24 protein-coding genes are annotated in these 25,901 nt (G+C 74.0%); 17 read left to right on the top strand and 7 right to left on the bottom strand.

All coding sequences use genetic code 11. The annotated features are described in order from the left end of the window. Nucleotides 1-37: 37 nt before the first annotated feature. Complete coding sequence (locus IRY44_RS06540) at nt 38-337, bottom strand: hypothetical protein (protein WP_194799563.1); 300 nt, start codon at nt 335-337, stop codon at nt 38-40. Between the two features lie 165 nt (nt 338-502). On the opposite strand from IRY44_RS06540, the gene IRY44_RS06535 reads away from it, so the two are divergent. Continuing rightward, nucleotides 503-1,570, top strand: coding sequence for an LCP family protein (locus IRY44_RS06535; RefSeq protein ID WP_228531614.1), 1,068 nt, complete (start codon nt 503-505; stop codon nt 1,568-1,570). A 109-nt stretch (nt 1,571-1,679) separates the two neighbouring features. After that, nucleotides 1,680-3,134, top strand: coding sequence for a sugar transferase (locus IRY44_RS06530; RefSeq protein WP_194799562.1), 1,455 nt, complete (start codon nt 1,680-1,682; stop codon nt 3,132-3,134). On the opposite strand, the gene rfbD is transcribed toward IRY44_RS06530, so the two are convergent. Both rfbD and rfbB read right to left on the bottom strand, forming a co-directional pair. Next, nucleotides 3,103-3,981: a dTDP-4-dehydrorhamnose reductase gene (gene rfbD / locus IRY44_RS06525; protein ID WP_194799561.1), complete on the bottom strand. Its 879-nt coding sequence runs from the start codon at nt 3,979-3,981 to the stop codon at nt 3,103-3,105. The two genes, IRY44_RS06530 and rfbD, sit on opposite strands and share 32 nt — an antisense overlap. Next, nucleotides 3,978-4,979: a dTDP-glucose 4,6-dehydratase gene (gene rfbB / locus IRY44_RS06520; protein WP_194799560.1), complete on the bottom strand. Its 1,002-nt coding sequence runs from the start codon at nt 4,977-4,979 to the stop codon at nt 3,978-3,980. Before rfbB ends, rfbD begins: the two co-directional genes overlap by 4 nt. 86 nt (nt 4,980-5,065) lie before the next feature. Between rfbB and rfbA the strand changes: the two genes are divergently transcribed. Then, nucleotides 5,066-5,953 carry a glucose-1-phosphate thymidylyltransferase RfbA gene (rfbA, locus tag IRY44_RS06515; RefSeq protein ID WP_194799559.1) on the top strand — a complete coding sequence of 296 codons (888 nt, stop codon included), beginning with the start codon at nt 5,066-5,068 and terminating at the stop codon, nt 5,951-5,953. Further along, nucleotides 5,950-6,558: a dTDP-4-dehydrorhamnose 3,5-epimerase gene (gene rfbC / locus IRY44_RS06510; protein WP_194799558.1), complete on the top strand. Its 609-nt coding sequence runs from the start codon at nt 5,950-5,952 to the stop codon at nt 6,556-6,558. Before rfbA ends, rfbC begins: the two co-directional genes overlap by 4 nt. On the opposite strand, the gene IRY44_RS06505 is transcribed toward rfbC, so the two are convergent. Further along, the gene (locus tag IRY44_RS06505; protein ID WP_194799557.1) at nt 6,504-7,265 is read right to left on the bottom strand and encodes a YveK family protein; all 762 of its coding nucleotides are present in this window, start codon (nt 7,263-7,265) and stop codon (nt 6,504-6,506) included. The two genes, rfbC and IRY44_RS06505, sit on opposite strands and share 55 nt — an antisense overlap. A 174-nt stretch (nt 7,266-7,439) precedes the next feature. Between IRY44_RS06505 and IRY44_RS06500 the strand changes: the two genes are divergently transcribed. Genes IRY44_RS06500 through IRY44_RS06470 form a run of 7 tightly spaced genes read left to right on the top strand, consistent with a single transcriptional unit; the run spans nt 7,440 to nt 15,425 of the window. Continuing rightward, nucleotides 7,440-8,636, top strand: coding sequence for a lipopolysaccharide biosynthesis protein (locus IRY44_RS06500; RefSeq protein WP_269696232.1), 1,197 nt, complete (start codon nt 7,440-7,442; stop codon nt 8,634-8,636). 2 nt (nt 8,637-8,638) lie between these two features. Further along, the gene (locus IRY44_RS06495) at nt 8,639-9,490 is read left to right on the top strand and encodes a glycosyltransferase (protein WP_194799555.1); all 852 of its coding nucleotides are present in this window, start codon (nt 8,639-8,641) and stop codon (nt 9,488-9,490) included. After that, nucleotides 9,487-10,581, top strand: coding sequence for a glycosyltransferase family 4 protein (locus IRY44_RS06490; protein ID WP_194799554.1), 1,095 nt, complete (start codon nt 9,487-9,489; stop codon nt 10,579-10,581). Before IRY44_RS06495 ends, IRY44_RS06490 begins: the two co-directional genes overlap by 4 nt. Beyond that, on the top strand, nt 10,568-11,902 hold the full coding sequence (locus IRY44_RS06485; RefSeq protein WP_194799553.1) for a hypothetical protein: 1,335 nt from the start codon (nt 10,568-10,570) through the stop codon (nt 11,900-11,902). The genes IRY44_RS06490 and IRY44_RS06485 overlap by 14 nt, the downstream gene beginning before the upstream one ends. After that, nucleotides 11,899-12,816, top strand: a complete 918-nt coding sequence (locus IRY44_RS06480; RefSeq protein ID WP_194799552.1) for a glycosyltransferase family 2 protein — start codon at nt 11,899-11,901, stop codon at nt 12,814-12,816. Before IRY44_RS06485 ends, IRY44_RS06480 begins: the two co-directional genes overlap by 4 nt. Continuing rightward, entirely contained in the window at nt 12,816-13,691 is an 876-nt protein-coding gene (locus IRY44_RS06475) for a glycosyltransferase (RefSeq protein ID WP_194799551.1), read from the top strand. Before IRY44_RS06480 ends, IRY44_RS06475 begins: the two co-directional genes overlap by 1 nt. Before the next feature lie 54 nt (nt 13,692-13,745). Then, entirely contained in the window at nt 13,746-15,425 is a 1,680-nt protein-coding gene (locus IRY44_RS06470; RefSeq protein ID WP_370584868.1) for a glycosyltransferase family 39 protein, read from the top strand. On the opposite strand, the gene IRY44_RS06465 is transcribed toward IRY44_RS06470, so the two are convergent. Next, nucleotides 15,422-16,624 carry a hypothetical protein gene (locus tag IRY44_RS06465; protein ID WP_194799550.1) on the bottom strand — a complete coding sequence of 401 codons (1,203 nt, stop codon included), beginning with the start codon at nt 16,622-16,624 and terminating at the stop codon, nt 15,422-15,424. The two genes, IRY44_RS06470 and IRY44_RS06465, sit on opposite strands and share 4 nt — an antisense overlap. 114 nt (nt 16,625-16,738) lie before the next feature. On the opposite strand from IRY44_RS06465, the gene IRY44_RS06460 reads away from it, so the two are divergent. Genes IRY44_RS06460 through hutH form a run of 6 tightly spaced genes read left to right on the top strand, consistent with a single transcriptional unit; the run spans nt 16,739 to nt 24,510 of the window. Further along, nucleotides 16,739-17,584, top strand: coding sequence for a MurR/RpiR family transcriptional regulator (locus tag IRY44_RS06460; RefSeq protein WP_194799549.1), 846 nt, complete (start codon nt 16,739-16,741; stop codon nt 17,582-17,584). Between the two features lie 12 nt (nt 17,585-17,596). After that, the gene (gene hutU, locus IRY44_RS06455; protein WP_194799548.1) at nt 17,597-19,252 is read left to right on the top strand and encodes a urocanate hydratase; all 1,656 of its coding nucleotides are present in this window, start codon (nt 17,597-17,599) and stop codon (nt 19,250-19,252) included. After that, nucleotides 19,249-20,448 (top strand): allantoate amidohydrolase, encoded by a 1,200-nt coding sequence (locus IRY44_RS06450; RefSeq protein WP_269696227.1) that lies wholly within the window; start codon nt 19,249-19,251, stop codon nt 20,446-20,448. The genes hutU and IRY44_RS06450 overlap by 4 nt, the downstream gene beginning before the upstream one ends. Then, nucleotides 20,445-21,809, top strand: coding sequence for a formimidoylglutamate deiminase (locus IRY44_RS06445; RefSeq protein ID WP_194799828.1), 1,365 nt, complete (start codon nt 20,445-20,447; stop codon nt 21,807-21,809). Before IRY44_RS06450 ends, IRY44_RS06445 begins: the two co-directional genes overlap by 4 nt. Further along, entirely contained in the window at nt 21,806-22,975 is a 1,170-nt protein-coding gene (gene hutI / locus IRY44_RS06440; protein ID WP_194799547.1) for an imidazolonepropionase, read from the top strand. The genes IRY44_RS06445 and hutI overlap by 4 nt, the downstream gene beginning before the upstream one ends. Next, nucleotides 22,972-24,510, top strand: coding sequence for a histidine ammonia-lyase (hutH, locus tag IRY44_RS06435; protein WP_194799546.1), 1,539 nt, complete (start codon nt 22,972-22,974; stop codon nt 24,508-24,510). Before hutI ends, hutH begins: the two co-directional genes overlap by 4 nt. Nucleotides 24,511-24,512: 2 nt before the next feature. Here the strand turns inward: hutH and rdgB are convergent, their stop codons facing one another. Together rdgB and rph are read right to left on the bottom strand one after the other, a co-directional pair. Then, nucleotides 24,513-25,130, bottom strand: a complete 618-nt coding sequence (gene rdgB, locus IRY44_RS06430; protein ID WP_120571409.1) for an RdgB/HAM1 family non-canonical purine NTP pyrophosphatase — start codon at nt 25,128-25,130, stop codon at nt 24,513-24,515. Continuing rightward, nucleotides 25,127-25,855 (bottom strand): ribonuclease PH, encoded by a 729-nt coding sequence (rph, locus tag IRY44_RS06425; RefSeq protein ID WP_194799545.1) that lies wholly within the window; start codon nt 25,853-25,855, stop codon nt 25,127-25,129. Before rph ends, rdgB begins: the two co-directional genes overlap by 4 nt. Nucleotides 25,856-25,901: the final 46 nt, after the last annotated feature.

Here is a 25,901-nt window from a genome sequence, read left to right as displayed (position 1 = left end):
GACCGGCGTGCCGTGGGACAAGCGAGCTAAGCGAAAGCTAAACCGGGCGCAGCGTACGGGCGGTGGAGACGACACCGGACAGCCCGCCGGCCAGGTCGGGGCGCTGCCGCAGCGAGTCCTCCAGGCGGACGCGCCACACGCCGGTCTCGACCGGCAGCCGGGCGTCGCCGGCCAGGCGGACCCGGTCCCGGCTCTCGTCGAGGGCCACCGCCGCCGCGGGGCCCATCAGGGCACCGAGTTCGCCGCGGAGCCAGCCGAACAGCTGCTCGTCGTGGATCGCCCCGCCGATGACCCGGGCGGCGTCCCACGCCACCCGCGGTTGGTGGATGACCTGCATCTCGACTCCTCGGTCGATGTGGCATTCCTCACCATCATCGATCCGATGGCCGTCCGGCGGCAAGGCCCGGAACCGGCCACCTCACCGCGACGGTCCCACGCCGCCGGGGCGTCACCGTCCGGGCGCGGGTCCACACGGTACGACGTGACTCAGTAGCATCGCGGCATGTCAGATCGCCACCAGCTCACCGATTCCGACAGTCGTGCGCAGGGCTCCGATGTGGAGCCGGGCGGGCCGGTGGAGGAGAAGGCGCCCCGGCGCCGCCGGGGGCGGCGGATCGCCCTGATCGTGCTGCTCGTGGTGGTGCTGCTGAGCGGCGGCACCGCAGTGGCCGGCGGCCTCTACTACCGCTCGGTCGACAAGTCGATCGAGCGGGTCGACGCCTTCGAGGGCGTCCCGGAGGAGTCGCGGCCGCAGGTCGAGGCCAAGGGTGCGATGAACATCATGATCCTGGGCAGCGACTCCCGCGACCCGGAGAGCACCGGCGGCTCGCGCAGCGACACGATCATCCTGGCCCACCTGCCGAAGGACCGGTCGAGCGCCCAGCTCATCTCGATCCCCCGCGACACCTGGACGGCCGTCCCGAAGTCGAAGGAGGGCCGCGGCGGTCGTGACGCGAAGATCAATGCCGCGTACGCCTGGGGCGGTGTGCCGCTGATGGTGCAGACGGTGGAGAAGTTCAGCGGCGTACGGGTGGACAATGTGGCGATGGTCGACTTCGCCGGCTTCAAGGAGATCATCGACGCGCTCGGCGGTGTCGAGATCGACGTGGAGAAGGGCTTCACCACGAAGTACTCACTGATCGGCACGCGGACCTTCGAGAAGGGCCGGCAAACGATGGACGGGGCCGCCGCGCTGGACTACGCGCGGGAGCGGCACGCCTTCCCGGACGGCGACTTCGCGCGTATCCGGCACCAGCAGCAGGTGATCAAGGCGATCCTGGACAAGGCCGCCTCGGGCGGTGTGCTGACCAACCCGGCCAAGCTGAACTCGTTCGTCCGCGCCACGTCCGACTCGGTGGCCGTCGACAAGTCACTGTCGCTGGTGGACCTCGCGATGGAGATGCGGGGCCTGCGCGGCGGCAACCTGACGTTCTTCACCTGCCCGGTCAAGGGCACCGGCCGGGTCGGCAGCGAGAGCGTCGTGTTCCCCGATCCGGCGCGCTCGAAGACGCTGTTCGACGCGGTGCGCCGCGACTCGGTCCCCGAGATCCTCGCCATCAGCGGAAAGTAGGACGTCGATCTGCCATGCCGGTGCTGGCGGCGGGGCGGGGTCGCTCGTATCCTGCGATCGCCGTCGGTCTCTGTATCCGGGCCGGCGGCGTCACGGGGGAGGATCGACCATGCCACGCCTGCCGGCGTTCGAGCATCCGTCTGCGCCGCCGTCCGGTGTGGCCATGAACACGCCGATGGACAGCGGCATGGACACGACCACTGTGCTGCCGTACGCGGGGTCGCGGGCGTCGACGCGTACCCGTCGGTTGCGGGCCTGGATGGTGACCGCGCCCATCGACGTCGCGGCGCTGCTCACGCCGCTGCTGCTGACTCAGGACTACTGGCGTGGCACGTTGTTCAACGCCGCGCTCACAGTGGGCCTGTTCGCCGCGGGCGGGCTCTACCGGCCGCGGCGGCACATCAGCATCCTGGACGAGCTGCCGAGCCTCGGCGGCCGGCTGCTGGCCTCCGGCGCGGTGGGTGCCATCATCGCGGCGCTGCGGCACGACTCGGTGCCGCACGTCAGCGGGTTCATGCGCGGCGTCGCGCTCTCCGCCGGCCTGGTGATCGTCGGACGGGCGCTGAACAGCCGGCTCATCCTGCTGGCCCGCAAGCGGCGGTGGGTGGAGCACAACGCGATAGTGATCGGCGGCGGGCCGATCGGCGGTGAGCTGGCCCGGCTGCTGCGCCGATACCCGCAGTACGGGCTGCGGTTCGTCGGCGCTGTCGACGCCCCGTCACGGCCGCGGATCGGCGCGTTGCCGCTCATCGGCACGATCGACGACCTGGAGAAACTCGCCGACATGCTGGAGTGCGAGGTCCTCGTCATCGCGGACCCGGACTGCTCCGAGGCCGACCTGATGGAGGCGCTGCTGCGTCCGGCCAGTTCCCGCTGTGACCTGTGGGCGGTGCCGCGCCTGTGGGGGTCGCGGTCGCAGGGCGGCTACCCCGACCACATCGGCGCCATCCCGATCATCAAGATCGGCGACACCACGCTCACCGGGCCCCGGTGGCGGCTCAAGCGCGCCTCCGACGTGGTGTTCGCGGTGACCGCCCTGCTGGCGCTGAGCCCGCTGCTGCTGCTCTGCGCCGCCGCCACGTTCCTCGACGGCGGCCGGGGCGTGTTCTTCCGTCAGGAGCGCATCGGCCGGTACGGCAAGCCGTTCCACGTGATCAAGTTCCGGTCGATGCGCCCGGCCGACGAGCTCGAGTCGCAGACCACCTGGTCGATCGCGCACGACGAGCGGGTCGGGCCGATCGGGCGGTTCATGCGGCGGACCTCGCTGGACGAGCTGCCGCAGCTGTGGAACATCCTGCGCGGCGAGATGAGCGTGGTGGGACCCCGGCCGGAGCGGCCGTACTTCGTGGAGAAGTTCTCCATGGAGTACCCGAGGTACGCGATGCGGCACCGTGTACCGGTCGGACTCACCGGGCTGGCTCAGGTCAGCGGCCTGCGCGGGGACACGCCGATCTCGGACCGGGCGCGGTTCGACAACTACTACGTCGAGAACTGGTCGCTCTGGCTCGACATCAAGATCGTGCTGCGTACCGTCACCGAGGTGTTCCGGGGCGGAGGGCGCTGAGCGCCTCGGCCAGGTCCGCGTGCCACTCACCCGGCGGCGGCAGCTTCGCGGCGGCCCACCGGCCGTGCGCCAGCACGCTGTAGCGGGGGCGCGGCGCCGGGCGCGGGAAGCTGTCGCTCGTCGTCGGCCGGACCCGGTCCGGGTCGAGACCACGCAGGACGAAGACGGCGCGGGCCAGGCCGTACCAGGTGGTCTCGCCGGCGGCGGTGCCGTGGTACGTCCCCGGCGCCGCGTCGCCGGCGAGCGCCGCGTCGGCGAGCGCCACGAGACGCTCCGCGAGCCGGTACGACCAGGTCGGCTGGCCGCGCTGGTCGTCCACCACGTCGAGCCGGTCGCGTTCGGCCGCCAGCCGCAGCATCGTGGTGACGAAGTTGCGCCCGTGGGTGGCGTAGAGCCAGGCGGTGCGCACCACGTACCCGGTCTCGGGCAGCAGCCGGGCCACCGCCCGCTCCCCGGCGAGCTTGCTGCGCCCGTACGCGTTGACCGGGTCGGTCGGAGCGTCCTCCGGGTAGGGCTCGGTGGCGTCCCCGGCGAACACGTAGTCGGTGGAGACGTGCACGAGGCGCGCGCCGGACACGGCACAGGCGCCGGCCAGCGCGGCCACCGCGTCGCCGTTGACGGCGGTGGCGTCCCGCTCGCGCGTCTCGGCGCCGTCCACGTCGGTCCACGCGGCGGCGTTGAACACCACGTCGTGGCCGCCCACCGCGTCCCGGACCGCGTGCGTGTCGGTGACGTCGAGGTCGGCGTGGCCGGCGGCGGTGACGGACAGGTCCGGCCGGGTCCGCAGCACGGCGAGCAGGTCCCGCCCGAGCATCCCGCCCGCGCCGGTGACCAGGATCCGGGTCATTCGGGGCCGGCCGTCTTCAGCGGCTCCCACCAGGCCCGGTTCTCCCGGTACCAGCTGATCGTCTCGGCCAGGCCCCTCTCGAGGTCGATGCTCGGGGCGTACCCCAGCTCGCTGCTGATCTTGCTGATGTCCAGCGAGTACCGGCGGTCGTGGCCCTTGCGGTCGGTGACCGGCACGACCCGGTCCCAGCCGGCCCCGCACGCCGCCAGGAGCCGCTCGGTGAGCTGCCGGTTGGTCAGCTCGGTGCCGCCGCCGATGTGGTAGACCTCGCCGGCCCGCCCCTTCTCCTGCACCATCGCCACGCCCCGGCAGTGGTCGTGCACGTGCAGCCAGTCCCGGACGTTGCCGCCGTCGCCGTAGAGCGGCACGGTGCCGCCGTCGAGCAGGTTGGTCACGAACAGCGGGACGACCTTCTCCGGGAACTGGTACGGCCCGTAGTTGTTGGAGCAGCGGGTCACCACGACGTCCAGGCCGTGGGTGCGGTGGTAGGACAGCGCCAGCAGGTCCGACCCGGCCTTCGACGCGGAGTACGGCGAGTTCGGCGCCAGCGGCCAGTCCTCCGTCCACGAGCCGGAGTCGATCGAGCCGTACACCTCGTCGGTGGAGACGTGCACGAACCGGCGGACGCCGTGCCGCAGCGCGGCGTCCAGCAGCGTCTGGGTGCCGAGGACGTTCGTGGTGACGAACGGTGCCGCGCCGGTGATCGAACGGTCCACGTGCGACTCGGCGGCGAAGTGGACGATCACGTCGTGGCCCGGCACCACCTCGTCGACAAGTGCCGGATCGCAGATGTCACCGTGGACGAAGCGCAGCCGGGGATCGTCGCGTACCGGTGCCAGGTTCGCCAGGTTGCCGGAGTAGGTGAGCTTGTCCAGCACGGTGAGCGCGGCCGGGCCCTCGACCGGCACCCCGGCCGCGTCGCCGCCGGGTACGCCCAGCAGCATCCGCACGTACTCCGACCCGATGAAGCCGGCGCCGCCGGTGACGAGGATCCTCACGGGTCGTGGAGTCTACGCCGTAGCGGCAGCCCGGGCGGGACGTCGACGGGCCACGGGGGCGGCGGCGTCGCGGGTAGTCTCCGCGGGTGCGCGGAATCCTTCTCGCCGGTGGCACCGGATCCCGGCTCTGGCCGATCACCCGGGCCGTCTCGAAGCAACTGATGCCGGTGTTCGACAAGCCGATGGTCTACTACCCGCTCTCCACTCTGGTGATGGCCGGGGTGCGGGAGATCCTGGTGGTGACCACACCGGAGGACCGCGCCCAGTTCGAACGGCTGCTCGGCGACGGCAGCCAGTGGGGGCTGCGCCTGACGTACACCGAGCAGCCCCGCCCGGAGGGCATCGCGCAGGCGTTCCTGCTCGGCGCCGACTTCGTCGGCGAGGAGTCGGTGGCGCTGATCCTCGGCGACAACATCTTCCACGGCGTCGGGCTCGGCCGGCAGCTCGCGCAGCACGGCGAACCGGCCGGCGGGCGGGTCTTCGCGTATCCGGTGGCGAATCCGCAGGACTACGGCGTGGTCGAGTTCGACGACGCCGGCCGGGTGCTGTCGATCGAGGAGAAGCCGGCCCGCCCCCGGTCCCGGTACGCGGTGCCGGGCCTCTACTTCTACGACAACCGGGTGGTCGACATCGCCCGCAAGCTGACCCCGAGCCCCCGGGGCGAGCTGGAGATCACCGCGATCAACGAGACGTACCGGGCGTGGGGCGAGCTGACGGTGACAGTGCTCGACCGGGGCACGGCGTGGCTGGACACCGGCACGTTCGCGTCGATGATGCAGGCCGCCGAGTTCGTCCGGGTGATCGAGGAACGCCAGGGCATGAAGATCGGCTGCGTCGAGGAGGTCGTCTGGCGGTCCGGGCTGATCGACGACGAGCGGCTGCGGATGCTGGCCCATCCGCTGACCCGCAGCGGCTACGGCGAGTACCTGCTGGGCCTGCTCGCCGACCGGTCCGGGACGGGGGGCGCATCGTGAAGATCCGTCCGCTGGGCATCGAGGGCGCCTGGGAGGTGACCCCGCGCCTGCACGGCGACCCGCGCGGCCAGTTCCTGGAGTGGTACCGCTTCGATCGGCTCGCCGAGGCGGTCGGGCATCCGCTGCGGCTGGCGCAGGGCAACCTGTCCGTGTCGGCGCGGGACGTGGTGCGCGGCATCCACTTCGCGGACGTACCGCCCGGGCAGGCCAAGTACGTCACCTGCGTACGCGGGGCGGTGCTGGACGTGGTGGTGGACGTGCGGGTCGGCTCGCCGACGTACGGCCGGTGGGAGGCGGTACGCCTCGACGACACCGACCGGCGGGCCGTCTACCTGGCCGAGGGGCTGGGGCACGGGTTCTGCGCGCTCACCGACGACGCGACGCTCAGCTACCTCTGCTCCGCCACGTACAACCCGGCGGCCGAGCACACGGTGCACCCGCTCGATCCGGACCTCGGGATCGACTGGCCGGCGGCGACGCCGCTGCTGTCCGAGCGGGACGCGTCGGCACCGCGCCTGGCCGAGGCGCGGGCGGCGGGCCTGTTGCCCGGCTACGACGCCTGCCGCTCCTTCACCGAAGCGTTGGACATCCGGCCGTCGCTCTGACCCGGCACACCCGCCGGCTCCGCGACGGCGTCGGCCGGACGGCGGCGCGCCACCGTCGCCCAGAGCGCCCGCACGTCCGCGCTCACCGGAGTGCCGGCCCGGCGGTAGCCGAGCACCAGCGCGATGCCGACCCCGACGGCCAGGCCGCCGAGCGCGCCGCCGAGGGCGTACCACTGCCACCGCACCGGCTCGGGACGCGGTGGCGGCGCGGCGGCCCGGACCACCGCGACGTGGGCCTTGAGCCCGAGTCCGGCGGGCGGCAAGTCACGTTCGGCGATCCGTTGCAGTTCGGCGGCGAGCGCGGCGGCGATCGCCGCGGCCGTGCCGGCGGAGCGGTCGGTGACCGCCACGTCGATCGCCAGCGAGTTGACAGTGGACGATGCGACGACGCGGCCGGCCAGGTCGTCGGTGGTGTACGGCAGTCCGAGCGAGTCGATCACCGGGCGGGTCAGCCGGGGCGTGTTCATCATGGTGGCGTACGTCTTCACCCGCCGCTGCATCAGCCGGCCCGCCTCGTCCGCAGGCGGGCGGGGCTGGGGCTCGGCCGACTTCTCGGCGGCGAACGTGACGAGCATCTGGGTCTCGGCCCGGTAGACCGGCGGCCGGCGTTCGGCGAGGACCCCGGTGCACGCGCCGCACAGCAGCGTCAGCGCCAGCACGATCGGCCACCGCCTGCCGATCGTGTCGCGGAAGTGGGCGAGGTCCACGACGCGTCACCCTACCGGCGGGGTGGAGCCCTGGGCGTACCCGCCCGCCGGGTCCATTGCGCGGCGGCGCTCATGTCGGGTAGAACAGGCCCGCACACATCCGCGCATCTCGGGGGAAGATCGAGTGGATTCCGCGTGGCCGGCTCGTGGCCGGCGCCGGCGCCTGGGCGCCGGGTGTTAGGCCGACTCCGGCGGATCGTCTCCCCCGAGCGTCTCTATCTGGTCGCCCTGGGCCTGACCGGCCTCGCCGCGCTGGTGTCGGTGACGCTGCCGGCGGCGGAACGCGGCGAACTCGCGGCGAACATGGTCAGCGCCACAGTGGGCGCGGCACTCGGCGGCCTGTCCGTCGACACGTTCCTGCTGTCCCGCCCGGCCGGCTGGATCATGTCGCGCGGTCGCCTGTGGATCGCCGGCATCCTGACCGTGTCACTCGGCCTCACCGCGCTGGCCGCGGCGCTGCTGACCACGCTGGCCGGGCTGGGCAGCCACCCGGTCGGCATCGGGGCGGGTTGCGCGCTCACCGTGTTCAACACTGCTGCCTCGCTCGGCCTGCGCCTGAAGCGGTTCTGGTTCGTCTACACCATGCGGGCGCTCGGCGGTGCGGTGCTGGTGGCCGGGTACGGGCTGCTGTGGCTGGGCCACCGGCTCGACGGTGGCCTGTGGAGCGTCCTCTGGCTGGGCGTGCAGGTCGTCACCGCGACGGTGCTCGGGGTGGCGGTGCTGGGCTGGGCGCGGCGGTTCGGTCCGGTGCCGGCGGCGACGGCCGGGCGTACGGAGTACCGCGCCGACCTGCTCGCGGTGGGCCGGCTGCACGTCGGGGTGTGCGCGCAGATGCTGACGTACCGGCTGAGCCAGGTCCTGGTGGCCCGGTTCGCCGGCGCGGGCGCGCTCGGCGTGTTCGCGCTGGCGGTCGCCGCGCTGGAGTTCGCGCAGTCCGGCGCGGTGGTACGGGCGCAGCGGATCCTGGCCGAACGCGACCCGGACGCGATCGGCGACCACGGCCGCGACGTGGTCAGGTCGGCGCTGCCGATCGCCGCGCTCGCCGTGATCGGTCTGGCGGTGCTCGGCGTGCTGGCGCCCGACTACCACGACGCCTGGATCTTCGGACTGCTCCTGCTGCCCGGCACGCTGGCGTTGTCGGCCGGCAAGACGTGGAGCGCGGCGCTGCTCAAGCGCGCGGGCGAGCGGGCCACCACCGCCGTGGCCCTGGTCACCATGTCGGTGTCGGTGGTGCTGTACGTTCTGCTCATCCCGTGGGCCGGCGCGCTCGGCGCCGCGGTCGCGTCGTCTGTCGCCTACGGCGTCTACGCGTTGCGCACCCGGCAGCGACTCCAGCGGTCCACGCACCTCCTCGTCAATCGGATGGCCTAGCGGTGGACGTCTCAATCGTCGTGTTGACCTGGGAAGACTTCGAGCGCACCGACGGCTGCGTCCGCTCGCTGCCCGAGGGTGTGGAAGCCGTCGTGGTGGACAACGGCAGCGCCGCCGAGATCAGCGACAGGCTGCGGGCGATGTGTGCCGAGACCGGCGCCCGGTACGTGCGTTCGGAGACGAACCTCGGCTACGCCAAGGGCATGAACCTCGGTGTCCGGCACAGCACCCGCTCCCGGGTGGTGCTGTCCAACAACGACATCCTGGTGCGTCCGGGTGCGATCGAGCGGCTGGCGGCCGAACTGGACGACCCGGCTGTGGGCGCGGCGTTCCCGAAGGTGCTCGACGCGACCGGCCATGACCAGACCGCAGCCGGCCGGTTCCTCACAGTGGGCACCGGCGTCGCGCACGCCACCGGGCTCAGCCTGGTGTTCCCGAGGCTGCGGATCGTGGCGCCGCCGGAGCGTGGCGACTGGCTCTCCGGGCCGTTCGTGGCGATCCGGCGGGAGACGCTGGACCGGATCGGCGGGGTGGACGAGTCGTCGTTCTTCTACTCGGAGGACCTGCGGCTGTGCTGGGCGGTGCGGCGGCTCGGGCTGCGCCTGGCGTACCTGCCGGACGCCGTGGTCACGCACGAGGACGACGCGAGCGCGAAGCGCCGGTGGGCGGCGGAGGAGATCTCCCGCCGGCAGACCCGCGAGTTCATCCGGGCCAGCCGTGAGCTGGCCGGATGGCGGGGCACAGTGGCCTGCTCCGCGTACACGCTGGGGGTGCTGGCCCGGGCGGCGGTGGGCGGCGGGGCGGCGCGGCGGGCGATCGCCCGCGGCGCCCTGGAAGGCATGGGCGTCCGATGAGGGTGCTGTTCGTCTGCACCACCGGCGGGTCGGGGCGGCGGCAGCTCGGCGGCGCCGAGCGCTTCCTGATCGAGATGCTTCCGGCGCTCGCGGCCCGCGGCGTCGACGTGCTCGCCGCCACCCCGGACGACGAGGTCGCGGCGGCGTTGCGGGACGCGGGCGTGCCGTGGCGTCCGCTCGGCGCGGCCAAGCGGGTGGACCTGGGGTACGCGCGCGGCATCCGCGCGCTGGTCGAGGAGCTGCGGCCGGACGTGGTGAGCGCACACCTGCTCTCCGCCGCGATGCACGCCCGCGCCGGCCTGGGCGTGCGGGGCCGCCGCACGCCGCTCGTGGTGACGCTGCACAACAGCCTCTGGCAGTACCGCGACGCGGCGGAGACGATGCGCGCCAAGGCCGCCGTGCAGGCCAACATCAGCACCGACCTGATGTTCCGGCGGCTGCGGCCGCACGCGACGGTCGCGGTTTCCGGCTTCGAGGCCCACGAGCTGCGGGTACGCGGGCGGATCCGTGACGTGCGGGTGATCCCGAACCCGCTGCCCGCCATCTGGCCGCAGGTCGGTGACACCGGCGGCCCCGCACCCGACGGCCCGGTCCGGGTCGGCTTCCTCGGCCGGCTGGAACGGGAGAAGGGCGCCGACCTGCTCGGGGACGTCGCCGCCGCGCTGCCGGACGTGGAGTTCCTGGTCGCCGGCGCGGGCACCGTCGCCGTCGGGGAGCGGCCGAACCTGCACCTGGTCGGCCGGGTCGACGCCGCGCCGTTCCTGCAACGACTGCACTGCCTGCTGGTGCCGTCCCGGGTGGAGGCGTTCGGGCGCAGCGCGCTGGAGGCGATGTCGCTGGGTGTGCCGGTGGTGCACTCGGGCGCGGGCGGCCTGACCGAGGTGACGGCCGCCGGTGACGGCGTGCTCGCGTACCGGGCGGACCTGACGCCGCAGGCGCTCGCCGCCGCCGTGCGGACGGCCACCGACCCGGCCGCGTGGGACGAGCGGCGGCGCGAGCTGGCCCGGCAGTACGCGGCCCGGCACTCGTTCGACGGATGCCTGGACAGCTGGCACGACCTGTACCGGACGGTCGCCCGTGACAGCCGCTGAGCGACGCCTCTGGTCGGTCGGGATCTCGTTCGCGCTGGGCGCGGCCCTGCTGCTGGCCATACTCGACACCGGGATCGCCGTCGCGCTCGCGCTGGCGGTGGGCACGCTGTTCGCCGCGCGCCAGCGGATGTGGGCGCTCGCCGCCTGCGCCGCCGTCTGGACCGCCGCGCTGCTCGCCGTGCGGGTGCTGCCCGGCCCGTACGACTCCTGGGCCGGTCGCGGCGTGCTGCCGGTGCTCGCCGGGTACGTGACCGTCTTCCTGCTGGCCTGGGCGGCCGGCCGGCGGCTGATCGACAGGCGGGACGAGGACGGCGACCGGTCCCGTCCGGCGCTGTCCTGGCCGTCCGAGCGGCGCCTGCTGACGTACCTGTTCGTGCTGCTCGGCATCGCTGTGGTGACCGCGGCGATCCGGTTCCGGGGAACGGTGCCGCCGCTGCTCGCCGACAACCCGGACGCCGCCCGGCAGGTGCTGCGCGAGCAGTCCAACCTGGTCATCGGGCTGCTGTCCGAGGCGTGGACGCTCGGCATGGCCGTCTCGCTGCTGCGCGCGTTGTCCGCGCGCGGCCGGGCGCTGCCCGTCTACTACGCGCTCACCGCTGTCTTCACCGTCGGCGCGGCGCTCGGCGCGAGCAAGAACTCGGTTCTGGTGGGTATCGCGCCCGCGCTGATCGCGGCGCTGTCGGTCCGGCGTACCCGGGGGCGGGCCGCGTCGTTCCTGGCCGCGCGGACACCTGTGGTGCTGCTGATCGGCGCGCTGGCGCTCGGCGCGGCGGTGTTCCTCGGCGGGCAGCGCACCATGGCCGGCACCGGCGCGTTCGAGACCGAGTTCCGGGCCCGCTACGGCAGCAACGCGCTCACCAGCAGCGCCGGGTCGCTGGACCTGTCGCTGAGTTCGTCCACCGAGACGTTCGGGCGGGTGTGGTCGCAGCGGGAGCACCTGGAACCCCGGTACGGCACGTACTCGCTGACGTTCCTCGGCTCCCGGGTCGAGCCGATCGTCGGCAAGGCGGACCTGTACGGGCTGACGTCCCAGCTCAGCCAGCCGTACCTGATGAACACCGCGACGTTCGTGGCCATCCCACTGCTCGACTACGGCCCGCTGGGCGCGGTGTTCTTCCTGGCCGCGCTGGGGCTGGCGGTGGGCGCTACCGAGCGGTGGTTCGAGTTCTCCCGCGCGCCGGCCGGACAGCTGGCGCGGGCGTTCGTCGTCTACTTCGCGCTGTTCGGCGTCTACGAGCTGTATCCGCTGATCTATCCGACCTGGCTGAGCCTCGTGCCCGGCCTCTGGGTGCTGCACCGGCTGGGCAGGAGCACGGCATGACGTTCGACGGGCTCACCGTGGTCACCGTCCTCTACCGGTCCGCCGGCATGCTCGCCGAGACGTTGCCGACCTGGATCCGCAGCGCCGGTGACCTGCCGGTCCGATTCGTCTTCGCGGACAACTGGCCCGCCGACGGGTGCGCCGAGGTGATCGCCGGGAACCTGGCCGCCGACCGGTACGCGTACCTGCCCGACTCCACCAACCCGGGTTTCGCGGCCGGCTGCAACCGGGCGGCGGCGACTGTCACCACGAGCCACCTGCTGCTGCTGAACCCGGACGTGTGGCTGCCGGACGACGCGCTGGCCCGGATCTGCGCCGCCGTCGCCGCCGGCCCGGACGCCCCGATCGCTGTCGGCCTGGCCATGCACGGCAGCGAGTACGTGGGCATCGACCTGAACCCGGTGTCGCTGTTCATCGACAGGCGGTCCACCGCCGGCCGTGCCCCGCTCGGCCCGTCCGGCGGCGCGGCGGTCTTCCCGGCCGCGCTGTACCGGCGGTTCGGCGGCTTCGACGAGCACCTGTTCGCTTGGGGCGAGGACGCCGACCTGGCGTTCCGGCTCTACGCCTCCGGCCTGCGCACGCGCGCGCTGGACGTGGTGCTGCCGCACGCCGGTGGGCACAGCGTGGACGGCGACGACCGGTTGCAGGGATTCCGGGCGTTTCTGCTGGCCCGCAACCGGCTGCTGGTCGCGTCCCGCACGTTCACCTGGCCGCTGCTGCTCGTGGCGGTGCCGGTGCTGGCGCTCGCGCACCTCGCGCTGGCCGCCCGGCGGGTCCGGCAGGGCCTGCTACGCCCGTTCCTGCGCGGCGTCGGACGCGGGCTGGCCGAGGGGCCGGCGGCTCGCCGCCGCTGGACCGGGCGGCGGTTCGGGTTCGCGTCGCTGCTCGGCTACCTGACCGCTCGGAGGGCGTGATGACGGCACAGCCGTGGACCGTGGTGACAGTCACCTACCACTCGGCGGACACGCTGCGCCGCTGCTGGCGCGGGCCGAAGCCGTACGAGTGGCTGGTCGTCGACAACGCCTCCGCCGACGACTCCGCGGCGGTCGCCGAGGAGCTGGGCGCGCGGGTGATCCGGCTGCCGGAGAACGTCGGCTTCTCCCGGGCCAACAACGTCGCGCTGCGCCAGGCGACCGGCCGGTACGTGCTGTTCGCCAACCCCGACCTGGAGGTACGCCCGGACGGACTGGACGCGCTGGCCCGGCACCTGGACACGCACGGCGGACTGGTCGCGCCGCAACTGCTCGGCACCGACGGCACGCCGCAGGCGAACGGGCGTGGTTTCCCGTACGCGACGGCGAAACTCGGCAACCGGAAGGTGTGGCCGCTGTCCCGGCTGCACGCCTCGTATCGGCTGGTGGCCGCGCCCGGCGAGACGCGCCACGTGGCCTGGGTGATGGGCGCGGCGGTGGCCGGGCGAACCGCCGACGTCACCGAGCTGGGCGGGTGGAACGAGCGGTTCTTCCTCTACTACGAGGACCACGAGCTGGGGCTGCGCGCCTGGCGGCACGGGATGCCGGTGGCGGTGCTCGGTGACGTGCGGTGGACCCACCACTGGGCCCGCGCAACCAACTCGGTGCGCTGGTCCCACGCGCACACGCTGGAACTGCGCAGCGCCCGGACGTTCTTCGGGCTGTACCCGGAGTTCCTGGTCGGCCTGCCGCGCCCCACACGCCGGCACCGCCGGGCCGCCGGGCTGGTCGGCACGCCGGTACCGTCGGTCGCATCCACTCGGGACGTGACGTCCACTCCGGACCCGATGTCCGCGCCGGACCGCGTCGGGGAGTGATCGGAGCCGGTCGCGGGGCCGCTGACGTGAATGACGTTTTGATACCGTCTCGCCGTGTCCGTGACACGCCCGGCCTTCTCCCCCTCGATGGCGCCCGCGACACCGGCGCCGTCGCGGCCGGGCACGCCGGTGGCGTACGCCGCCGTCGCGTGGGACCGGCTGAGCCGCTCCCCGTACTGGTCCGTCGCGGGCCTGCTGGTCGCGCTGGGCGCCGTGCTGCGGATCCGGCAGTGGGCGTACGCGCGCAGCTTCTGGAGCGACGAGCTGTACGTGGCGCACAACATCCGGGAACGCGGCTACCTGGACCTGTTGCGGCCGCTGGCGTTCAGCCAGTCCGCGCCGCCCGGCTGGCTGTGGCTGGAACGGTTCGCGTACGAGCAGTTCGGCGACGGTGAGCGGGCGCTGCGGCTGGTGCCACTGCTGTTCGGGCTGGCGCTGCTGCCGCTCGTGGCCTGGCTCGGCCGGCGGCTCCTGCCGCCGCTCGCCGCGCTGGCGGCGCTGCTGCTGATCGCCGTCGCGCCGTTCCTGATCGGCTACTCCAACGAGCTCAAGCAGTACAGCGCCGAGGCGTTCGGCGTCACGCTCGTGGTCGGGCTGGCGCTGCTGCTCGTCCGGGACGGCGTCACCTGGGCCGGGTCGGCGGTGTTCTGGTCGGCGGCGGCGGTCACGGCGTTCGTCAGCACGTTGTCCATTCCGGTCACCGCCGCGCTCGGCGTGCTGCTCGGCGGGTACGCGCTGTCCCGCACCGATCGGCAGTGGGCGAGCAGGTGGCGGGAGGTCGGCCGGTTCCTCGCCCCGGCGCCGGCCTGGGGCGTGGTCGCACTCGTGGTGTACGTGCTGTTCCTGGCGCCGGGGCTCGCCGATCCGCAACTCGCCGCGTACTGGCGGGCGAAGTCGATCTACCCGGCGCACCCGCTCACCGACCTGGCCGCCACCGTGGAATGGCTCGCGGCCACGTACCGGAGTCTCGCCACGGTGCCGTTCGTGGCCTGGTCGGCGTGGGTCGTCGTACCGCTGCTGGTGCTGGGCACGGCCGCCGGGCTGCGCCGGCTGTCCACGGTGGCGGTGCTGGTGCTGCTCACGCCGCTGGCGGCCGGGCTGGCCGGCGCGGCCGTGTCGGTCTACCCGTTCAACGGCCGGCTGGCGCTCTACGCGGTGCCCGCCTGCCTGCTGCTCGCCGCGCTCGCCGTCGCGCCGCCGCCGATGCGGGCCGGCCTGCCCGCCCGGATCCGGTGGGTGGTCGGCGTGGTGCTGGTGCTCGCGCTCGCCGTTCCGCAACTGGCGACCGCCGTGGTGGCGACTGTCCATCCGGCGCGGGCCTTCGCCCAGGGCGGCGGCGCCAACGCTGTCGACTACCGGGGCGCGCTGGGCTACCTGGACGACAAACGCCGCCCGGGTGACCTGGTGCTGGCCACCACCGTGTCGTGGAACGCGCAGGCCTGGTACGGCCCGGCGGCGGACGCCTACGTGGTAGCGGCCGGCCCCGGCGGCTGCCCCGGGCGCACCGTGTCCACGCTGTTGCCCGGACGGGCCCGGGTCTGGCTGTTCCAGGCCACCGACTGGGCCGACGGGGCCAACCGGGACGTCATCGTCCGGCTCGGCGGCAGCGGCGTGGCGGTGACCGAGCGGCAGTTCGGCGGGGCACGCGTGGTCCGCTTCGACCTGGCCGCGGGCGTCACCAAGGGCAGCGACGTCTGCCTGGTGCCGCCGCCGAACGGCGCGGCTGTCCGTTAACTGTGCCGCTGCCAGAGGTCGCGCAGCGCGTCCCAGTTGCCGCCCAGCCCGGCACCGCACGGCGTCTCCATGTAGATGGCGCTGGTGTTGTCGTCGCGGCCCCACCAGATGCCGCAGACCGGGCGGCCGTCCTGGCCGTTGCCGGCGTACTCGACGTAGCTGCCCTGCGCCCCGCTGACGCCGCCGGTGGCCGGACCGGCCTCCCGCATGCCCGGCGCGAGCGCCCGGCCGATGATGCCCATCTGCTGGCGGAAGGCGCGCGCCGCCTCCTTCTTCTCGGCCGACTCGTACTCGGCGAAGTGCAGCGACACGCCCAGGTAGCGGCAGAAGACGTGCTGCTTCTCGCCGTCGGCGAGCCCGGGGCCGCTCTTCTCGGTGTTGATCGCGCAGCCGCCCACGCCGTCGAGCCACGGCTCGGCGATCGGCATGAGCGTGGCGTCGAACTTCGCCTTGTTCAGCGACTGCTGGGTGGCCTCGTAGAGCGCCGGGGATGCGCTGGCAGTCGGAGTGGACGGTTCGCCGCCGTCGGCGAGCGACCGCCCGGCCAGCAGACCGGCGCCGCCGGCCAGCACGGCCGCCATGACCAGACCCCCGATCCACAGTCCGGTACGGCTCTTCGGCGGGCGGGCGACCGGTGCGATCCGGGGACCGCCGGTCGGCACGAGCGGATCCGGGGCGGTGGCCTGGGCCGGGATCGCCGGCACCGGCATGCCCGGCGACACCGGCACACCGGGTGACACGGGCGCGCCGGACGAGACGGGCGCGCCGGAGACCGGCTGCTGCGGCGTCATCGCCCACGGCTGCGGACTCCACGGCAGCTGCGGCGGCGACGAGACCTGCTGCGGTGGCGCGGACACCGGCGGGGGCGGCGGGAGCATCTCGCCGGTGGCGGTGCGCTGGTAGTCCATGCCCAGGCTGCGGAACAGCCGCTCGGCAGCGCCGTCCTCGTCGGACGGATACGCCACCCAGGGCTGACCGGCGGCGAAGTCGGAGTTCACGTACCGGTGGCCGCCGGGCGTCTGGGCCAGCACGTTCGCCGCGTTCGTGAACGCCTCACGCCAGCGCTGGTCACCGGCGGCGGCGCCGTCCAGGACCGCCACGGTGAGCGCGCGGTCCTGCCCGTCGAGCGCGGCCCAGGCCCTGCCGACCTGGCACTCGCCCAGCACCTCGGTGAACCTGTACGGACCTTCCGGCTGCATGCCCCACTCCTCTGCTCACCCGCCGTGCGGATAGTACAGAGAGCACGCTCACCGGATCTCCCTGCGGTCGGGCCACTCTTGCGCTCTGAAAGTTTTCATGCATAGAGTCGCGGCGTGAATGAAGGCAGTGCGGCCGCCCCCGACCGCCTGCTCGACCTCTTCCACGGCGTACGGCTCACCCCGACCCAGCGCCGCATCGCCCACTGTCTGGTGCGGCACGCGGGCGCGGCGGCGTACCTGTCCGCCGCCGAGGTAGCCGAGCTGGCGGGTGTCAGCCAGCCGTCGGTGACCCGGTTCGCCATGGCGCTCGGGCACGACGGCTACCCCGCGCTGCGCCGCCGCCTGCGGGAACTGACTGTCACCGGGTCGGCCGAACCGGCCGCCGGCAACGCCCTGCAACGGGCGGTGCACGCCGAGCGGGACAATCTCGACCGGCTCGCCGCGCAGCTCGCCGACGCCGAGCGGGTCGCCGAGGTGGGGAAGCTGCTCGCGGCCAGCCGTCCGCTGCCCGTGCTCGGGCTGCGCGCCGCCGCGCCGCTCGCCGCGTACTTCGCGTACTTCGCCGCCAAGGTGCACCCGGACGTGCGGGTGCTCGACGACGGCGGCAGCATGCTCGTCGACCGGCTGGACCAGGCGGTCGCGGCCGGCGCGACGGCGATGCTCGCGTTCGTGCTGCCCCGCTACCCCCGGGAGACCCTGGACGCGCTGCGCGAGGCCCGGGACGCCGGGCTGACCGTCGTGGCGATCACCGACTCACCGGTGAGCCCGGCCACCGAGCACGCCGAGGTGGTCCTGCCCGCCGCCGTCGGCGCCGACCTGGTCTTCGACCTGCACACCGCCCCGATGACGCTGGCCATGGTGGTGCTCCAGGCAATCTGCGACGCCGCGCCGGCCGAGACCCAGAACCGGCTCGAGGCGTTCGAGTCGTCCGCCGCCCGCCGCCAGTTGTTCCTCGGCTGAGAGGAGTACGAGATGCACCAGCCCGTCCGCGCCGCCCGCGGCACCGCACGCACCGCGAAGGGGTGGCCACAGGAGGCCGCCCTGCGGATGCTGATGAACAATCTCGACCCGGAGGTCGCCGAGCGCCCCGAGGACCTGGTGGTCTACGGCGGCACCGGCAAGGCGGCCCGGGACTGGCCGTCGTACCACGCGCTCGTGCGCACGCTGACCGAGCTGCGCGACGACGAGACGATGCTCGTGCAGTCGGGCCGCCCGGTCGGGGTGATGCGCACCCACGAGTGGGCGCCGCGCGTACTGCTGGCCAACTCCAACCTGGTCGGCGACTGGGCCACCTGGCCGGAGTTCCGCCGCCTGGAGTCGCTGGGCCTGACCATGTACGGGCAGATGACCGCCGGTTCCTGGATCTACATCGGCACCCAGGGCATCCTCCAGGGCACGTACGAGACGTTCGCCGCTGTCGCCGCCAAGCGCTTCGGCGGCACGCTCGCCGGCACGCTGACGCTCACCGCCGGCTGCGGCGGCATGGGCGGTGCGCAGCCGCTGGCGGTCACCATGAACGGCGGCGTCTGCCTGATCGTGGACGTGGACCGGACCCGGCTGGAGCGGCGGGCGCACGACCGCTACCTCGACGAGATCGCCGACTCGCTCGACGACGCGGTCGAGCGGGCGCTCGCCGCGAAGCGGGACCGGCGGGCCCTGAGCGTCGGGGTGGTCGGCAACGCCGCCACCGTCTTCCCCGAGCTGCTGGCGCGCGGGGTAGCGATCGACATCGTGACCGACCAGACGAGCGCGCACGACCCGCTGTCGTACGTGCCGGAAGGCGTGGACCTCGGCGACGCGCGGGACTACGCGGCGGCCAAGCCGGCCGAGTTCACCGACCGGGCCCGGGCGTCGATGGCGAAGCACGTGGAGGCGATGGTCGGCTTCCTGGACGTGGGCGCCGAGGTCTTCGACTACGGCAACTCGATCCGGGGCGAGGCCAAGCTCGGCGGATACGAGCGGGCGTTCGACTTCCCCGGGTTCGTGCCCGCGTACATCAGGCCGTTGTTCTGCGAGGGCAAGGGCCCGTTCCGCTGGGCCGCGCTCTCCGGCGACCCGAAGGACATCGCCGCCACCGACCGGGCCATCCTCGACCTGTTCCCGGAGAACGAGTCCCTCGCCCGGTGGATCCGGATGGCCGGCGAGCGGGTCGCGTTCCAGGGCCTGCCGGCGCGGATCTGCTGGCTCGGCTACGGCGAGCGCGAACGCGCCGGGGTGCGGTTCAACGAGATGGTCGCCTCCGGCGAGCTGAGCGCCCCGGTGGTGATCGGCCGGGACCACCTGGACTGCGGCAGCGTCGCCAGCCCCTACCGGGAGACCGAGGCGATGGCCGACGGCTCCGACGCGATCGCCGACTGGCCGCTGCTGAACGCGCTCGTCAACACCGCGAGCGGTGCGTCCTGGGTGTCCATCCACCACGGCGGCGGCGTCGGCATCGGCCGGTCCATCCACGCCGGCCAGGTCTGCGTGGCCGACGGCACCGCGCTGGCCGGGCAGAAGATCGAGCGGGTGCTCACAAACGACCCGGCGATGGGCGTCATCAGGCACGTCGACGCCGGCTACGACGACGCGCGCGAGGTCGCCGAGCGCACCGGCGTGCGCGTCCCCATGACCGAGGGAGACCTGTGACCGACCTGGCGGCCCGGTTCCGCCAGCTGTGGGACGAGATCGCGCCGGTCGGGCGGGACGCCGGCAGCGGCGGCTACCTGCGGTACGCGCTGACCGAGCCGGAGCTGCGGCTGCGCGCCTGGTTCCGGGAGCAGGCCGACCGGCGGGGCATGCCGGTGTCGCAGGACGGCAACGGCAACCTGTTCGCCTGGTGGGGCGACCCGGTGGCCGGGGACGCGGTGCTCACCGGCAGCCACTTCGACTCGGTGCCGCACGGCGGCGCGTACGACGGGCCGCTCGGCATCGTGAGCGCGTTCCTCGCCGTGGACGAGCTGCGGGCCGCGGGCGTCACCCCGGACCGGCCGGTGGTGGTGGCCGCGTTCGTGGAGGAGGAGGGCGCGCGGTTCGGCGTACCCTGCCTGGGATCGCGCCTGCTCACCGGCGAGATCGACGTCGACCGCGCGGCCGGGCTGCGCGACCAGGCCGGGACGACCTTCGCGCAGGCGCTGGGCGAGCGGCCGGCGGGCGCCGACCCGGCGCTGCTCGGCCGCTTCGCGGCCTTCGTGGAGCTGCACGTCGAGCAGGGCCGCGCGCTGGTCGACCTGGACGCGCCGGTCGCGGTGGCGTCCGCGATCTGGCCGCACGGCCGGTGGAGGTTCGACTTCACCGGCGAGGGCAACCACGCGGGTACGACCCGGATGGCCGACCGCCGCGACCCGATGCTCACCTACGCGTTCACCGTGCTCGCGGCGAACAAGGAGGCCCGGCTGCGCGACGCGCATGCCACAGTGGGCCGGGTGTCGGTCGAGCCGAACGCCACGAACGCGATCCCGTCCCGGGTCACCGGCTGGCTCGACGCGCGGGCGGCCGAGGCGGAGACGCTGTACGGTCTGGTCGAGGCGGTACGCACCAAGGCCGCCGACCGGGCCGGCCGCGACGGCACCACGCTGACCTGCACGCAGGAGTCGGCGACCCCGCTCGTCGCGTTCGACAGGGGGCTGGCCGACCGGCTGGCCGCGCTGCTCGGCGCGCCGGTGCTGCCCACCGGCGCCGGGCACGACGCGGGCGTGCTGGCGGCGCACCTGCCCACCGCGATGCTGTTCGTGCGCAACCCGACCGGGGTGTCGCACTCCCCCGCCGAGGCGGCCACCGACGCCGACTGCGCCGCCGGGGTGGCCGCCCTGGCCCGGGTGCTGGAGGAGCTGGCATGCCGCTGACCCGCTGGCTGGCCGAGTACGCCTGGCTGCCCGACCGCGCCGAGCCCACCCGGGACGTGCTGATCGAGGCGACCGACGGGCGGCTCACCGCTGTCACCCCGCTGACCGTGGACGGTCCGCCGACCGCCGGGGTGGAGGTGCTCGCCGACGCGGTCCGGTTGCCCGGGCTGACGCTGCCCGGCCTGGCGAACGCGCACTCGCACGCGTTCCACCGGGCGCTGCGCGGGCGCACCCACGACGGGCGCGGCGACTTCTGGTCCTGGCGCAGCCTGATGTACGCCGTCGCGATCCGGCTCGACCCGGACACCTACCTGGCGCTGGCCCGCGCCGTGTACGCCGAGATGGCGCTGTCCGGAATCACCTGCGTGGGCGAGTTCCACTACCTGCACCACGGTCCCGGCGGCACCCCGTACGACGACCCGAACGCCATGTCCGCCGCGCTCGTGGAGGCCGCCGCGCACGCCGGGATCCGGCTCACGCTGCTGGACACCGCGTACCTGGCCGGGGGCGTGGACGGCGCGCCGCTGGCCGGGCCGCAACGCCGGTTCGGCGACGGTGACGCGCTGCGCTGGGCGGCGCGGGTGGACGCGTTCCGCCCGGCCGACGACCACGTCCGGCTCGGCGCGGCCATCCACTCGGTGCGCGCGGTCCCGGCCGATCAGCTCGCCACGGTGGCCGGCTGGGCCGACCGCAACGGGCTGCCGCTGCACGTGCACCTGTCCGAGCAGCCGGCCGAGAACGACGCCTGCCGGGCGGTGCACGGGTGCACCCCGACGCGGCTGCTGGCCGACCACGGCGTGCTCGGCCCGCACACCACAGCCGTGCACGCCACCCACCCGACCGCCGCCGACGTGACGCTGCTCGGCGACAGCCGTACCCGGGTCTGCGTCTGCCCCACCACCGAACGCGACCTGGCCGACGGGGTCGGCCCGGTACGCCGGATGGCCGACGCGGGCAGCCCGCTGAGCCTGGGCAGCGACAGCCAAGCCGTGGTGGACCTGTTCGAGGAGGCCCGCGCGCTGGAGATGGACGAGCGGCTGCGTACCCGGCGGCGGGGGCACTTCACGCCGGCCGAGCTGGTCGGCGCCGCCACCGTCGGCGGGCACGCCGCGCTGGGCTGGGGCGACGCCGGCCGGCTCGCCGTCGGGCAGCGGGCGGACCTGGTCACGGTACGGCTGGACAGCGCCCGCACCGCCGGGGTGCCGCCGGTCGGCGCGTTCTTCGCCGCCACCGCCGCCGACGTGACGAGCGTCGTGGTCGACGGCCGCCCCGTGGTGGACGGCGGCCGGCACCTCACCGTGGACGTGCCCACCGAGCTGCGGGACGCGATCGCGGCGGTGACCGCGAAGGACGACTCGTGACGCGCGGCAGCCTGCTCGTGGACCACATCGGCGAGCTGGTCACGAACGACGGCCGCGACGGCGACCCGCTGGGCATCCGGCGCGACGCCGCACTGTTGATCGAGGACGGCGAGGTGGCCTGGACCGGTCCGGCCCGGCACGCGCCCGCCGCCGACCGGCGGATCGACGCCGGTGGCGCGGCGGTGCTGCCCGGCTTCGTGGACAGTCACGCCCACCTGGTCTTCGCCGGGGACCGGGCCGGCGAGTTCGCCGCCCGGATGGCCGGCGAGCCCTACACCGGCGGCGGCATCAGGACCACTGTGGGCGCCACCCGCGCGGCCTCCGACGACGACCTGCGCGCCACTGTGGGCCGGCTGCGCGCCGAGATGCTGCGGCAGGGCACCACCACCGTCGAGATCAAGAGCGGGTACGGCCTGAACGTCGCCGACGAGGCCCGCTCGCTGCGGATCGCCGCCGAGTTCACAGGCGACACCACGTTCCTCGGCGCGCACGTCGTCCCCGCCGAGTACGCCGACCGGCCGGACGACTACGTGGGCCTGGTCTGCGGGCCGATGCTCGCCGCCGCCGCGCCGTACGCCCGCTGGATCGACGTGTTCTGCGAGCGGGGCGCGTTCGACGCCGACCACGCGCGGGCGATCCTCGCCTGCGGGCAGGCCGCCGGTCTGGGCGTACGGCTGCACGCGAACCAGCTCGGCCCCGGGCCGGGCGTACGGCTCGGCGTGGAGATGGGCGCGGCCAGCGTCGACCACTGCACCCACCTGACCGACGCCGACATCGACGCGCTGGCCGGCTCGGCGACGGTCGCCACGCTGCTGCCGGGCGCCGAGTTCTCCACCCGGTCGCCCTATCCGGACGCCCGGCGGCTGCTCGACGCGGGCGTGACTGTCGCGCTCGCCACCGACTGCAACCCCGGCTCGTCGTACACGTCGTCGATGCCGTTCTGCGTCGCGCTCGCCGTACGCGAGATGCGGATGACCCCGGCGGAGGCGGTGTGGGCCGCGACCGCCGGCGGGGCGGCGGCGCTGCGCCGCACCGACGTGGGGCGGCTGACCCCCGGGGCGCGGGCCGACCTGATCGTCCTCGACGCCCCGTCCCACCTGCACCTGGCCTACCGGCCGGGGGTGCCACTGATCCGCCAGGTTCTGCACAACGGAGTGCCGCGATGACCACCGTGACCATCCTGTCCACCGGGGTCACCCCCGCCGACGTGCTCGCGGTGGCCCGCGGCACCGCAAAGGTCGTGCTCGACCCGGCCGCCACCGAGGCGATGGCGACCTCGCGGTCCATCGTGGACCGGATCGAGGCGGCCGGCCGGCCGGTGTACGGCGTCTCCACCGGCTTCGGCGCCCTCGCCAACACGTTCGTCGCCCCGGAGCGGCGGGCCGAGCTTCAGCACGCGCTGATCCGCTCGCACGCCGCCGGGGTGGGCGCGCCGATGCCGCGCGAGGTGGTACGCGCCATGATGCTGCTGCGGGTCCGCTCGCTGGCGCTCGGCCGTTCCGGTGTCCGCCCGCTGGTCGCCGAGGCGCTCGTGGACCTGCTCAACCACGAGGTCACCCCGTGGGTGCCGGAGCACGGCTCGCTCGGCGCATCAGGCGACCTGGCGCCGCTGGCGCACTGCGCGCTGGTGCTGCTCGGCGAGGGCTGGGTGCTCGGCCCGGCCGGTGACCGCATCCCGGCCGCCGACGCGCTGCGCCGGGTCGGGCTCAAGCCGGTGTCGCTCGCGGCCAAGGAAGGGCTGGCGCTCATCAACGGCACCGACGGCATGCTCGGCATGCTGCTGCTCGCCGTCTCCGACGCGCGGCACCTGTTCGCCATGGCGGACGTGACGGCGGCGCTCGCCATCGAGGCGATGCTCGGCTCGGAGCGGCCGTTCCTGCCCGAGCTGCACGCGATCCGCCCGCACCCCGGGCAGGCCGCCTCGGCGGCGAACATCCACCGGCTGTTGCAGGGCTCGGCGGTGATGGACTCGCACCGCGACGACCTGGCGCACGCGGTGCAGGACGCGTACTCGATGCGCTGCGCCCCGCAGGTCGCCGGCGCGGCCCGGGACACGCTCGACTTCGTCGAGGTGGTCGCGGGACGGGAACTGCTGTCGGTGGTGGACAACCCGGTGGTGCTGCCGGACGGGCGGGTCGAGTCGACAGGCAACTTCCACGGCGCGCCGCTCGGCTTCGCCGCCGACTACCTGGCCATCGCCGCCGCCGAGGTGGGCGCGATCGCCGAGCGGCGGGTGGACCGCCTGCTGGACGTCACCCGTTCCCGGGAGCTGCCCGCGTTCCTGTCCCCCGACGCCGGGGTGAACTCCGGGCTCATGATCGCCCAGTACACCGCCGCCGGGATCGTGGCGGAGAACCGCCGGCTCGCCGCGCCCGCCTCGATCGACTCGCTGCCGACCAGCGGCATGCAGGAGGACCACGTCTCGATGGGCTGGGCGGCCACCAAGAAGCTGCGCACGGTGCTGGACAACCTGACCAGCCTGCTCGCGGTGGAGCTGCTGGCGGCCGTACGCGGGCTCCAGCTCCGCGCGCCGCTGACCCCGTCACCGGCCGGGCGGGCGGCGCTCGACGCGCTCGGCGGCACCATCGGCGAGCCGGGACCGGACGTGTTCCTCGCGCCGCTGATGGAGGCCGCGCGGGACGTGGTACGCGGCCCGGAGTTGCGCGCGGCGATCGAGCGGGAGATCGGCCCGCTCGGCTGATCTCAGGCGGCGGGCGGGAGCACCTTCGCGACCAGCTTGGCCAGTTCCCGCAGCGCCTTGCCGCGGTGGCTGACCGCGTCCTTCTCCTCGGGCGTCAGCTCCGCGTTGGTGCGCTCCTGCCCGTCGCCCAGGAAGATCGGGTCGTAGCCGAAGCCGCCGTCGCCGCGCGGCGCGCGCAGCAGCCGGCCGGACTGGCGGCCGTCGACCAGGTGCTCCTTGCCGCCGGGCAGCACCAGCGCGACGGTGCAGACGAATGCGGCGCCCCGGTGCTCGTCCGGCACGTCGGCGACCTGGTCCAGCACGAGCTGGAGGTTGGCGTGGTCGTCGCCGTGCCGGCCGGACCAGCGGGCGCTGAACACACCCGGCATGCCGTTGAGCGCGTCCACCGCCAGCCCGGAGTCATCAGCGATGGTCGGCAGGCCGGTACGCCGGCAGCCCTCCCGCGCCTTGATCAGCGCGTTCTCGCCGAACGTGAGGCCGGTCTCCGGCAGCTCCGGGTACTCCTCGACGTCGTCGAGCCCGAGCAGGGCGATCCGGTGCGCGCCGAGCGCGCCGTCCAGGATCCGCTGGAGCTCGACGAGCTTCTTCCGGTTCCGCGTGGCGAGCAGGACCTTGTTCATGACGAGAGCGCCTTCCGCTGCGCGTCGGCCAGTTCCAGACAACCCGCCACGCCCAGGTCGAGCAGCGCGTCGAGCTGGTCGCGGGCGAAGACGCCCGCCTCACCGGTGCCCTGCACCTCGACGAAGTCGCCGGTGCCGGTGCAGACCACGTTCATGTCGACCTCGGCGGTGACGTCCTCGGCGTAGCAGAGGTCGAGCATCGCCTCGCCGCCGATCACCCCGACGCTCACCGCGGCCACCGAGCGGTGCATCACCTTCTCCACCTTGCCGGCCAGCGCCTTGCGCTCGGCCAGCCAGGTGACCGCGTCGTGAAGCGCGACGTACGCGCCGGTGATCGCGGCGGTACGGGTGCCGCCGTCGGCCTGGAGCACGTCGCAGTCCAGCACGATCGAGTTCTCGCCGAGCGCCTTCAGGTCGACGCAGGCGCGCAGGCTGCGGCCGATCAGCCGGGAGATCTCGTGCGTGCGCCCGCCGACCTTGCCGCGGACGCTCTCCCGGTCCGAACGGGTGTTCGTGGCGCGGGGCAGCATCGCGTACTCGGCGGTCACCCAGCCCAGCCCGGAGCCCTTGCGCCAGCGGGGCACGCCCTCGGTGACGCTCGCCGTGCAGAGGACCCGGGTCGCGCCGAACTCGACGAGCACCGAGCCCTCCGGGTGGGTGCTCCAGCCCCGGGTCAGGGTCACCGGTCGGAGTTGGTCGGGCCGCCGCCCGTCAGGTCGCGCCATGCCTGCACCCTATGCGGTGCGGTGATCGCACCGCCCGCGGGTGCCC

It is taken from the genome of Micromonospora sp. ANENR4, from assembly GCF_015354395.1.
Classification (GTDB): Bacteria; Actinomycetota; Actinomycetes; order Mycobacteriales; family Micromonosporaceae; genus Micromonospora; species Micromonospora aurantiaca.
Note: the sequence above shows the minus strand (reverse complement) of the source record. Positions and strands in the feature narration are given on the sequence as shown.

Excerpts from the sequence above, each read along its gene's own strand:
- IRY44_RS06540 (WP_194799563.1), bottom strand. The coding sequence starts at position 337 with ATGCAGGTCATCCACCAACCGCGGGTGGCGTGGGACGCCGCCCGGGTC.
- IRY44_RS06535 (WP_228531614.1), top strand. The coding sequence starts at position 503 with ATGTCAGATCGCCACCAGCTCACCGATTCCGACAGTCGTGCGCAGGGC.
- IRY44_RS06530 (WP_194799562.1), top strand. The coding sequence starts at position 1,680 with ATGCCACGCCTGCCGGCGTTCGAGCATCCGTCTGCGCCGCCGTCCGGT.
- rfbD (WP_194799561.1), bottom strand. The coding sequence starts at position 3,981 with ATGACCCGGATCCTGGTCACCGGCGCGGGCGGGATGCTCGGGCGGGAC.
- IRY44_RS06490 (WP_194799554.1), top strand. The coding sequence starts at position 9,487 with ATGAGGGTGCTGTTCGTCTGCACCACCGGCGGGTCGGGGCGGCGGCAG.
- IRY44_RS06480 (WP_194799552.1), top strand. The coding sequence starts at position 11,899 with ATGACGTTCGACGGGCTCACCGTGGTCACCGTCCTCTACCGGTCCGCC.
- IRY44_RS06475 (WP_194799551.1), top strand. The coding sequence starts at position 12,816 with ATGACGGCACAGCCGTGGACCGTGGTGACAGTCACCTACCACTCGGCG.
- IRY44_RS06465 (WP_194799550.1), bottom strand. The coding sequence starts at position 16,624 with ATGCAGCCGGAAGGTCCGTACAGGTTCACCGAGGTGCTGGGCGAGTGC.
- hutU (WP_194799548.1), top strand. The coding sequence starts at position 17,597 with ATGCACCAGCCCGTCCGCGCCGCCCGCGGCACCGCACGCACCGCGAAG.
- hutH (WP_194799546.1), top strand. The coding sequence starts at position 22,972 with ATGACCACCGTGACCATCCTGTCCACCGGGGTCACCCCCGCCGACGTG.
- rdgB (WP_120571409.1), bottom strand. The coding sequence starts at position 25,130 with ATGAACAAGGTCCTGCTCGCCACGCGGAACCGGAAGAAGCTCGTCGAG.
- rph (WP_194799545.1), bottom strand. The coding sequence starts at position 25,855 with ATGGCGCGACCTGACGGGCGGCGGCCCGACCAACTCCGACCGGTGACC.